Genomic DNA, 2,773 nt, shown 5'->3' on the forward strand with positions numbered 1-2,773 from the left:
GAGGACGATGGGAACGAGAAAAGTGGAGGTTCATTCTTAGGGGCGTTGTTTTTGGCTACCTATGTTTTTAGTTTACATGAAATAAACTTCTTAATTTTTTTCCTCTAGGATTGTTTCTAAAATAGTTTTTTAAACCTACATCTATATTTTTAATAATAGTTACAATTTTGCCTACAACATAGTATTTAAAAAATCCGTAATATTCTGCTTCTATAATTTTATCTGTATTTGTATTCTCAAAATAATCTTGAATTTCCTTTTTAAAATCAATAACATTTATTTTTGTTATATTTTTCAATATATTATCATCAAGTTTTTCTTGAAAAAAGATTTCTAAATTTTCTTTATTCCTCAATGATTCCTTGTTTAAAGTAAGGTTTTTAAACTTTGTTCTATATGAATCTTCTCTTAAGGCAAGTACATTTTTTTTGCCATCATTATGAGTAAATTCAACCAAATATTTAATATTCATTCCATATGCTTTATCATCATACTTTAGTCTATTGGTTTTAATTACAGCAGTAGCGTAGTTTTTGAAAAATAAACTTATAGGATGAGACATATTTATATGTGCTTTTACTTCATAAACTCCTTCCGTTGTATAAAGTAAAATTTTCTTTTTCACTTTTGGATTATCAAATAATTTATCTAACTTAATTCTCTTCATTGAAACTGAATATGAAAGTAATGGATCAAAACTTTGGCTATAGACTTCAAATGGTTTTATTATTAAAGGAGCATGTTCAAAATCTTCTAATTCTAGGTAATAGTTATGTCCTAACTTTAGATATATTTGAAAAAGTACAATTGATTTATCTTTTCTATTTTCTAGAATAAAATCGCTAATATATTTATCTTCACATTCTATTGAGCTACAAAGACTATAGGAGCATCTTACATCAATTCCTTTTTTCATAGAAACCATCTTAATGGTGTATATAAGAGTTGCAAATCCAACAATAAATGCAAGCAAACTAAGTGGTAAACTTATTATGTTTATAATGTCTTTATTTTGTTCAATGTAATTCATTATTAATTCACTCATCAAACACCCTCCACAATCTTAATCTCATCATCCGTTAAGTCGTAGAGTTTATAGACCATCTCATCAATCTCTTTGTCGGTTTTGGCTATCTCGTCTTTTAGCTTGCATGTAATGGCTTTGTCGTTCTCAAAAATGGCTTGCCACTCTTGTTTGAAGTTGCGTTCTGCGAGTTTATCGGCAAATTTTAGTTTCTTTGCTTTTGCGTACTCTTTTATAAACTCATCAAACTCCAGCTCCTCAAAATTTTGCAGTTTCTTTGTCAGTTTTTCCAAGCCCAACTCATTCGTAAAGTTTTGTTTTGTCTCTTGGAGTTGTTTGTAGAGTGCGAGCATTTTGTTGGCTTTTTGGATAAATGGTTGTTGATTTTCAAGTAATATATTTGGGATAGGTAACATTCCTAAATTATCTTGATTTATATTCAAGTAACCACCTGCCATTGTATTTGCTGAATTAGCAATTTTAAATATAAATGTTATGAGTCTAGAATTTAGAATACACCCTATAAACTTCAAACTACTTTCACTTTCAGCTGTCAGAACAGTTGTTGATTTTAAAGGTAAAAAGACACCTTCTGTGTCAATAAATGCTTCAATTCTTGTTGCCATACCTGCAAAAGCAATTTTTGGTTTTTGCGTCCACATTTTCTTTTTAATATTTTTTAAATTTATAATTGGATGCATATATGTATCTTTTATATATGTCATAGAGGAAATTCCCCATGAACAACTATAAGGGTCTATCGTTCCAGTATTGATTAACTTTAAATAGTCTGTATCAATAATTTTACTATTCTCTATAAATTCTTTTATCTCATATGCTTCAGAGACTGATGCAGAAGAATATAAACTAAACTCTTTTTGAAGATTTAAAAGTTTGTATTTAGTAAAAACTTTTGAATACAAATCATAGTTTCTATCAAGATACAGTGCCCAATTGTTTTCATATCTATAATTCACATTTCTAGAGAATACTTCTTCATCTTTTTGATATGATATTTTTATATTGGATACCTGAGTTTCTTTATTTAAAGATACTATAACAGGATAAACATCTATTTCAAAAACATTGTTTACAGATAAATCAAAAATTTCATTTAAAGAATAGTTCTCATTAATATACTCCCTCAATGTAGTACCATAGTTCGCAGATAAAATTTTATTTGGAATAATAAAAGATAAATATCTACTATTTTTTAACAAACTCAACCCCAATTCTACAAATGGTATAAATATATCCCAATTTCCTACGGCTGTTTTATATTTTTTTGCTATCCATTTTCTTTCATCTTTATAGAACTTAGTCATACTTTCAGAGTCCACATACGGCGGATTTCCAATCACAACATCAAAACCGCCTTGTACAAAAACTTCCGCAAATTCTTCTTCCCATACAAAAGCGTTCTCTGCTACTGTTTTATCATCTATAAGAGAGTTGCCGCATTTTATCTTATCCGCCAGTTTTGTAAGCTCTCTGCCTTTGTGAGCAGTTCTAAGCCACAAAGAGAGTTTTGCTATCTCAACTGCGTCTTCGTTGATGTCCACGCCGTAGAGGTTGTGTTCTAGTATCTCTTTTTCTATCTCGTAGCCGAGTGTTAAGTCCTCAAATGGCAGAAGCATATCTCTCACGAGGGTGTGTTCGTTTATGAGAAACTCTAAGGCTTGGTTTAGAAATGCTCCGCTTCCGCATGCGGGGTCTAGTATCTTTAGGTTTGTTAGCCATTCGCGGTAG

The 2,773-nt window shown here is 30.2% G+C and carries 2 protein-coding genes; both read right to left on the reverse strand.

The features are described 5' to 3' along the window. Positions 1-67: 67 nt before the first annotated feature. Positions 68-1,045, reverse strand: a complete 978-nt coding sequence (locus RQ763_RS11235; protein WP_314153067.1) for a hypothetical protein — start codon at positions 1,043-1,045, stop codon at positions 68-70. Further along, positions 1,045-2,773, reverse strand: a 1,729-nt coding sequence (locus RQ763_RS11240; RefSeq protein ID WP_314153068.1) for an Eco57I restriction-modification methylase domain-containing protein, incomplete at its 5' end; no start/stop codon positions are given. The genes RQ763_RS11235 and RQ763_RS11240, both read right to left, overlap by 1 nt.

Source organism: Sulfurimonas sp. (assembly GCF_032250635.1).
Classification (GTDB): Bacteria; Campylobacterota; Campylobacteria; order Campylobacterales; family Sulfurimonadaceae; genus Sulfurimonas.